This is a genomic window from Kitasatospora sp. NPDC056783 (assembly GCF_042789895.1).
Classification (GTDB): domain Bacteria; phylum Actinomycetota; class Actinomycetes; order Streptomycetales; family Streptomycetaceae; genus Kitasatospora.
In genome coordinates this window covers 1-7,113 of record NZ_JBHUAF010000428.1, presented here as the reverse complement: position 1 = coordinate 7,113, position 7,113 = coordinate 1, and the positions used below count along the sequence as shown (strand labels likewise).

6 protein-coding genes are annotated in these 7,113 nt (G+C 74.5%); 5 read left to right on the top strand and 1 reads right to left on the bottom strand.

Annotation, left to right across the window (positions count from 1 at the left end; translation table 11 throughout):
• Positions 1–118: 118 nt before the first annotated feature.
• The gene (locus ACFRMQ_RS35880; protein WP_380735011.1) at positions 119–577 is read left to right on the top strand and encodes a universal stress protein; all 459 of its coding nucleotides are present in this window, start codon (positions 119–121) and stop codon (positions 575–577) included.
• 24 nt (positions 578–601) lie between these two features.
• Here the strand turns inward: ACFRMQ_RS35880 and ACFRMQ_RS35875 are convergent, their stop codons facing one another.
• Positions 602–1,675 carry a lactonase family protein gene (locus ACFRMQ_RS35875; RefSeq protein WP_380735010.1) on the bottom strand — a complete coding sequence of 358 codons (1,074 nt, stop codon included), beginning with the start codon at positions 1,673–1,675 and terminating at the stop codon, positions 602–604.
• A gap of 415 nt (positions 1,676–2,090) precedes the next feature.
• Between ACFRMQ_RS35875 and ACFRMQ_RS35870 the strand changes: the two genes are divergently transcribed.
• The 4 genes from ACFRMQ_RS35870 to ACFRMQ_RS35855 all read left to right on the top strand — a co-directional run.
• Positions 2,091–3,920, top strand: coding sequence for a glycoside hydrolase family 15 protein (locus tag ACFRMQ_RS35870; RefSeq protein WP_380735008.1), 1,830 nt, complete (start codon positions 2,091–2,093; stop codon positions 3,918–3,920).
• Entirely contained in the window at positions 3,917–5,284 is a 1,368-nt protein-coding gene (locus ACFRMQ_RS35865) for a glucose-6-phosphate dehydrogenase (protein ID WP_380735006.1), read from the top strand. Before ACFRMQ_RS35870 ends, ACFRMQ_RS35865 begins: the two co-directional genes overlap by 4 nt.
• A 9-nt stretch (positions 5,285–5,293) precedes the next feature.
• On the top strand, positions 5,294–5,815 hold the full coding sequence (locus ACFRMQ_RS35860; RefSeq protein ID WP_380735005.1) for a gluconokinase: 522 nt from the start codon (positions 5,294–5,296) through the stop codon (positions 5,813–5,815).
• Positions 5,816–6,538: 723 nt separating this feature from the next.
• Positions 6,539–7,113, top strand: a 575-nt coding sequence (locus ACFRMQ_RS35855; protein ID WP_380735004.1) for a serine hydrolase domain-containing protein, incomplete at its 3' end; no start/stop codon positions are given.

Sequence of the window (7,113 nt, the reverse complement as noted above, 5' to 3'; positions counted from 1 at the left end):
GTCCGGACCTGCCGGACTGCGCACCAGGGTCGGTCGGCCCGAGGCTGGACACCGAGCCCGGTGACGGCGGACCACCGACCGGTGCGATCCTCCGCCGCCGTCGAGTCGAGGAGGAGACATGGCCGACCGGTCTGAGGGCAAGGGCCGCATCGTGGTCGGGGTGGACGGCTCGGAGTCGTCCGAGCGGGCACTGCGCTGGGCGGTGCGCCAGGCGGAGCTCACCGGCAGCGCGGTGGTGGCGGTGATCGCCTGGGAGTACCCGACGTACCACGGGGCGCGCGGCTGGTTCCCCCCGGCGGCCACCGACGAGGGGGTGCTGGAGGGCCGGGCACGGCAGGAGGCCGCCCGGGCCGTCGAGCGGGCGGTGGGAGGGACGCCGCCGGTCGAGGTGCGCACCGAGGTGCGCTACGGCACCCCGGCCGGGGCCCTGGTCGAGGCGGCCCGGGGAGCGGAACTGCTGGTCGTCGGCAGCCGTGGCCTGGGCGGCTTCTCGGGGATGCTGCTGGGCTCGGTGGCCCAGCACTGCACCCGGCACGCCACCGTCCCGGTCGTGGTGGTCCGGGACGAGGAGAAGTGAGCGGACCGCCGCCGGGCGCCGCCGTCAGGCGAACAGGACGGTGGACGGCGCCGGGACGGCCAGCGAGCCCGCCGGTCGGGGGACGCCCGTGCCGTCCAGGTCGAACCAGGTGACGTCGCCCGAGCGCTTGTTCGCCACGTACAGCCGGGTGCCCGAGGGGTCCAGCACCAGGTCGCGCGGCCCGTGGCCGCCGCACGGCACCGAGGTGACGACGTGGGCCCGCTCGCCCGTCCCGTCGAGGGCGAGCACCACGATGCTGTCGGTGCCGCGCACCGCCGCCCAGAGGAACCGGCCGTCGGCGGAGACCACCGGCGCCGACGGGGAGACCGGGCCCTCGGCGCCGTCGGCCCCCTCGGTTCCGCCGGTGGGCAGCGGGACCTCGGCGACCGGTTCGAGCGCCCCGGCCGCCGCGTCCCAGCGGCAGACCGTCACGACGGGGCGCAGCTCGCCGAGCACGTAGACGTGGCGGCCGGAGGGGTGGAACGCCAGGTGCCGGGGGCCGGTGCCGGGCGGCAGCGCCGTCTCCGCGCGCACCGTCAGCGTGCCCGTCGCCGGGTCCAGGGCGCAGACCCGCACCGAGTCGGTGCCGAGGTCGACGCTGAGCACCCAGCGCCCCGACGGGTCGGGGAGCACCTGGTGGGCGTGCCCGGCGCGCTGGCGCTCCGGGTGCGGCCCGCTGCCCTCGTGGCGCAGCACCTGGCTCGGGGACCGCGGGGCGCCGTCGGCGGCGAGCGGCAGCACGCTGACGCTGCCGGAGCCGTAGTTGGCGGTCAGCAGGTGCCCCCCGGCGACGCTCAGGTGGGTGGGCTCGTCCCCGTCCACCGGCACCGGGTCGCCGAGCGGGCGGGGCACCGGGCCGGTGACGTCGTAGGCGGTGACCGCGCCCGGCGCCGTCTCGGAGACGGCGTAGAGCACCGGACCGCCGTCGGCCCGCCCGAGGGCGAGGTAGGACGGGTTGGCGGCGGAGACGGTGCCGGCGGCGGTGAGCGCCCCGGTGCGCGGATCCACGGACGCGACCACGATCCCGGGCCCGCCCGCCGAGGTGAACGACCCGATGAAGGCCCGCGCCACGTCCCTGTCCACCACTGCGACCTCCATCGCTCCGCCGGTACGCCGTCAGACGCTAGCAGCCGGCCCCCCGGCGGCCCCGGCAGGGGCACGCGGGCGGGGGAGCGGCGGCGCCCGCGCGTTTTTCACTGGAAAGCACCGCTGCCGGAGCGGCCGGATCGCGCGGCGGCGCCATTGCCGGGAACGTGGGAGCCGTCGGCCGCGCGGCCGGTCACCGGCCGCCGGGGCGGGCGCCGCATCGATCCGTACTGCTGTCGCGGTGGTGCGAGGGCAGGAAGGACCGGCCGGTGAAGGCCTTCGTGATGAGGGAGATCGGGCGGGGGCGTTCGAGGTGTCGGACAAGAAGCTGGAGGACGTCGTGAAGGTGATGATCACCTTCTAGCGGCTCCATCCGAGCGGCTCCCCTCCGAGCGGCTCCCCTTCGGCGCTGAGGAAACGAGGCGGCATGCACGATCCCGATCCACCGTTCCGGCCGGTCCGCCGACGGCAGGGCTACCCGCCGCTGGAGGACCTCGGCCTGATCGGCAACGGCACGACCGCCGCCCTGGTCGGCCTGGACGGCGCCATCCCGTGGATGTGCCTGCCCCGGTTCGACTCCGAGCCGCTGTTCTGCGGCCTGCTGGACCACGAGCGGGGAGGGCACTTCACCCTCGCGCCGGAGGACCTGGTGGAAGCCCGGCAGCGCTACGAGCCGGACACCGGCGTGCTGATCACCGAACTGCGCGGCCCCACCGGCCTGGTGCGGGTCACCGACGCCCTGACGGTGCGCTCCGGCGCCGACCTCACCGACGACGCGCCCGCCGACCGCGGCGAACTCGTCCGCTCCGCCGTGGTGCTGGACGGCACCGTCCGGCTGCGGGCGGAGCTGGAACCGCGCGGCGGCGCCCGGGTACAGGCCCTGTTCAGCGGACTGGAGGTGCGCCCGCACCGGCGCCCGGACCTGCGCCTCCACCTGCGCTCCGACCGCCCGCTGAGCGGCCTGCGCGGCACCCACGAACTGCGCCGGGGCGAACGCCTGGACCTGGTGCTGTCCTGGGGCCGCTTCCACCGGCACCACCGGTTCGACGCCGACGCGACCCTGAAGGGCACCGCCGAGGCCTGGCGCCGCTGGATGCGGCACTTCGACTACGCCGGCCCCGAGGAACCCCTGGTGCGGCGGGCCGCGATCACGCTCAAGCTCTGCGACGACTGGGCCAACGGCTCGCTGGTCGCGGCGCCCACCTCCTCGCTGCCCGCGCCGGTCGGCGGCGTCCGCAACTGGGACTACCGCTACAGCTGGATCCGGGACGCGGCGTTCGCCGTGTTCGCGCTGCGCCGGATCGGCTTCCGCGGCGAGGCCGACGCCTTCCTCGGCTGGGTCCTGGACGCCTTCGAGGCCAGCCGGCGGCCCCGGATCATGTACGGCCTGCGCGGCGGCCCGGTGCCGGACGAGATCGAGGACGGCGAGCTGGAGGGCTACCGGCGCTCCGCCCCGGTGCGCTGGGGCAACGGCGCCGCCGACCAGCGCCAGCACGACGTCTACGGCGAGATCCTGGACTGCGCGGACCAGTGGCTGAGGGCCGGCGGCGAGATCCAGCCCGGACTGTGGGCCGGCCTGGCGGGGCTGGCCGACTCCGCCGAGCTGGCCTGGCGGCAGCCGGACCAGGGGATCTGGGAAGTGCGCAGCGAGGGCCGGGTGTTCACCTACTCGGCCGCGCTCTGCCAGGTCGCCCTGGACCGGGCCGCGCAGATCGGCGACCGGCTCGGGCTGCCCACCGGGACCGACCGGTGGCGGGCCTCGGCCGAGCGGCTGCGCCGGCTCATCCTGGAGCAGTCCTGGGACGAGGACGCCCGGACCCTCAGTGCCCACCTGGACGGCGGCGGCACGCTGGACGCGAGCCTGCTGGCGCTCCCGCTGCGCCAGGTGGTGCCGGCCGGCCACCCCCGGATGGTGGCGACCGCGGCGGCCGTCGCCGAACGGCTGTCGGCGGGCGGCGGGCTGCTCTACCGCTACCTGCACGAGGAGTCCCCGGACGGCCTGCCCGGCGACGAGGGCGCCTTCGTGCTGTGCAGCTTCTGGCTGGTCGACAACCTGATCGGCCAGGGCCGGATCACCGAGGCCGAGGAGCTGTACACCTCGCTGTGCTCCCGGGCGAGCCCGCTGGGGCTGATGTCCGAACAGATCGACCCGTCCACAGGAGAGTTCATGGGCAACTTCCCCCAGGCGTTCAGCCACATCGGGATCATCGCCGGCGGCGTGAGCCTGGCCCGGGCGAAGGCGGGTGGGCGAGGATGATCGACCGACTCGCCGTCCTCGGCGCGACGGGCGACCTGACCGCCCGCTTCCTGCTGCCGGCGCTGGCCGCCCTGAGGGCGGCGGGGCAGGTCGGCGACCACCTGGAGGTGACCGCGGCCAGCCGGGAGGACTGGCCCGCCGAGCACTACCGGGAGTGGGCCGCCACCCAGCTGGAGCGGCACGGCGGCGACCACCCGGCGGAGGCCCGGGAGGCGGTGGTGGCCTCGCTGCGCTACCTGCGGGCCGATGTCACCAGCCCCGCCGACGTGGCCGCCGTGGTCGCCGGGGACGGTCCGGTGGCGGTCTACCTCGCGCTGCCGCCGGCCCTCTTCCCGTCCGTGATCACCGCGCTGCACGCGGCGGGCCTGCCGGCCGGCAGCCGGATCGTCCTGGAGAAGCCGTTCGGCGAGGACCTGGCCGGCGCGCAGCGGCTGAACGGGCTGCTCGCCGATCTGCTGCCGGAGCGGGCGGTGTTCCGGGTCGACCACTTCCTGGCCATGGCGACCGTCCAGAACGTGCTGGGCAGCCGGCTGGCGAACCGGGTGCTGGAGCCGATCTGGAACTCCACCCACATCGAGCGGGTGGACATCGTCTGGGACGAGACCCTGGCACTGGAGGGGCGGGCCGGGTACTACGACCACGTCGGCGCGCTCAAGGACATGGTGCAGAACCACCTGCTCCAGCTGCTCTGCCTGGTCGCCATGGAACCGCCGATCACCCTCGGCGAACGGGACCTGCGGGACCGGAAGGTGGACGTGCTGCGCTCCGTGCGGCCGCTGGCCGAGCGGGACGTGGTGCACCGCACCCGGCGGGCGCGCTACCTGCCCGGCCGGATCGGGGACCGGGAGGTGCCCGCCTACGTCGACGAGGAGGGGGTGGCGCCGAAGCGCCGCACCGAGACCTTCGCCGAGGTGGAACTGGAGCTGGACAGCTGGCGCTGGTCCGGGACGCTGTTCCGGCTGCGCAGCGGCAAGGCGCTCGGCACCGACCGCAAGGAGGTCGCGGTGCACTTCCGCCCGGTGCCCCACCTGCCGTTCGGCCACCACGGGGAGGCGCTGCCCAATGTGCTCCGCTTCGAGCTGGAGCCGGAGGGGCTGGTCCTGGACGTGACGGGCATCGGCGCCCGCGCCCACGAGCTGGCGCCGGTCTCGTTGACCGCGCGGATGGAACCGCAGGAGCTGCCCGCCTACGGCCGGCTGCTGCTGGACGTGCTGAACGGGGATCCGGCGCTGTCCATCCGGGGGGACGAGGCCGAGGAGGCGTGGCGGGTCCTGGAGCCGGTGCTCGCCGCCTGGGACCGGGACCTGGTGCCGCTGGAGGAGTATCCGGCGGGCTCGCAGGGGCCGCCGCCCCGGCAGCGGTAGGGGCGGCCGATGTCCCGTGCGACGGACCGCCCGTACGTGGTGGTGATGGGGGTGGCCGGCACCGGCAAGTCGACGGTGGCGCGGCTGCTCGCGCGGCGCCTCGCGGTCCCCTTCGCGGACGGGGACGACTTCCACCGGCCGGACTCCATCGCCCGGATGGCGGCCGGCATCCCGCTCGACGACGCCCGGCGCCAACCCTGGCTGCGGGCGATCGGGCGCTGGCTGTCCGACCGGGAGGCGGCGGGCACCGGCGGCGTGGTCACCTGCTCGGCGCTGAAGCGGCGTTACCGGGACACCCTGCGGGAGTCCGCTCCGGACGCCTTCTTCCTGCACCTGACGGGTGACCACGACCTGTTGGCGGAGCGGCTCGCCGAGCGCGCCGGCCACTTCATGCCGATCTCGCTGCTCGACTCGCAACTCGCCGCGCTGGAGGCACTGGAGCCGGGCGAGCGGGGCGCCGCGCTGGACGTGAACCCGGCTCCCGGGTCGATCGTCGACGCGGCGCTGGGGCTGCTGACGTCCGGGGGCTGATTCCACTCCTGTCGCTTTCCGGCACGGGAATCACAGCCGTCACAGGCGTCCGGGAAATCACTCGAACATTTCCGCGAATGCCTGTTCGACATGTTCGGAAGATGTGAACGTCACAGTTTCGGCCAAAGAAATTCTCATCTTCCCCGGGTGCTCCAGGCATGCTCAGGAGTCGCACCTGGGATTTTGTGGTTCCGATTACCTTGGAACTTGTGGGCGGTCGCTTTCCGTTCAATCGGAAGGGGTTGCGATCGGCTGACCCGGCGGTGAAGACTGTTGCGCGTTCGCCGTCCTGGCGTTCGTCGTTCGGGCGTTCGTATGGCGCGGATTGTGCACAAGGGGGAAGGGCATGCCGGGGACCGCAGCCACGTAGGTCGGGGCCGGGACAGTGGCCGGTCGGCGGGGGTCGGGATGCTGTCCGGCCGCACGGGCGGGGTAAGCGTTTTCAGCCGTTCGCCGGTCACCGTGCGGCGTTCCAGGACCCGCCGAAGTTCGAGCGGCGTGGAATTCCGGTCGCATTCGCACCGTCCGTTCCGGACGCGTGGGAGCGGCGCCGAACGGCTCCGTTCCGCCCGGCACTCCGGTCGATTCCGTGCGCGCCGACCCGCGCCGCACGACGACCGCGGCCGGGAATTCTTCCGTCGCGTCGTACCCCAATCCGTAATTCCGCCGCGGGCGCCCGCGCGCCGGCGGCAGCAGAGAACCAGTCAACGGGAGCTTCCGCCCATGCCGTACCCCAGTTCGGCGCCCGCCCGTGAGCGGGTGCCGCTCCTCCTCCTGCGCGACGAACTGCAGGACCGGCTCGACACACTCGCGCGCGCCCACCGGGTGCCCGGTGCCCAACTGGTGCTGGACACCGGCTCGGAGACCGTCGCCCTGCACACCGGGGTGGCCGACATCGGCACCGGGGAGCGCTTCACCGCCGACACCGCCGTACCGGTGGGATCGCTCACCAAGCCCTACACGGCCGCGCTGGTGATGCTGCTCGCCGAGGACGGCGACCTCGACCTCGACGAACCGGCCGCCGAGTACCTGCCGGAACTCCGGCAGCTTCCGGAAGTGACGATCCGTCACCTCCTCGGCCACACCGGCGGACTGCCCACCGGACCGGACTCCGACGCCGCCGCCCGGACCACCGCGGCCCGCTACCTGACCGCCGTGTGCACCGCCGAGGACGCCCTCTTCCCGCCCGGGACGGACTTCTCCTACTCCAACGCCGGCTACGTCGCCGCCGGGCGCCTGGTCGAGACGGTGACCGGGATGACCTGGCGCGAGGCGGTGCGCGCCCTGCTGCTCGAACC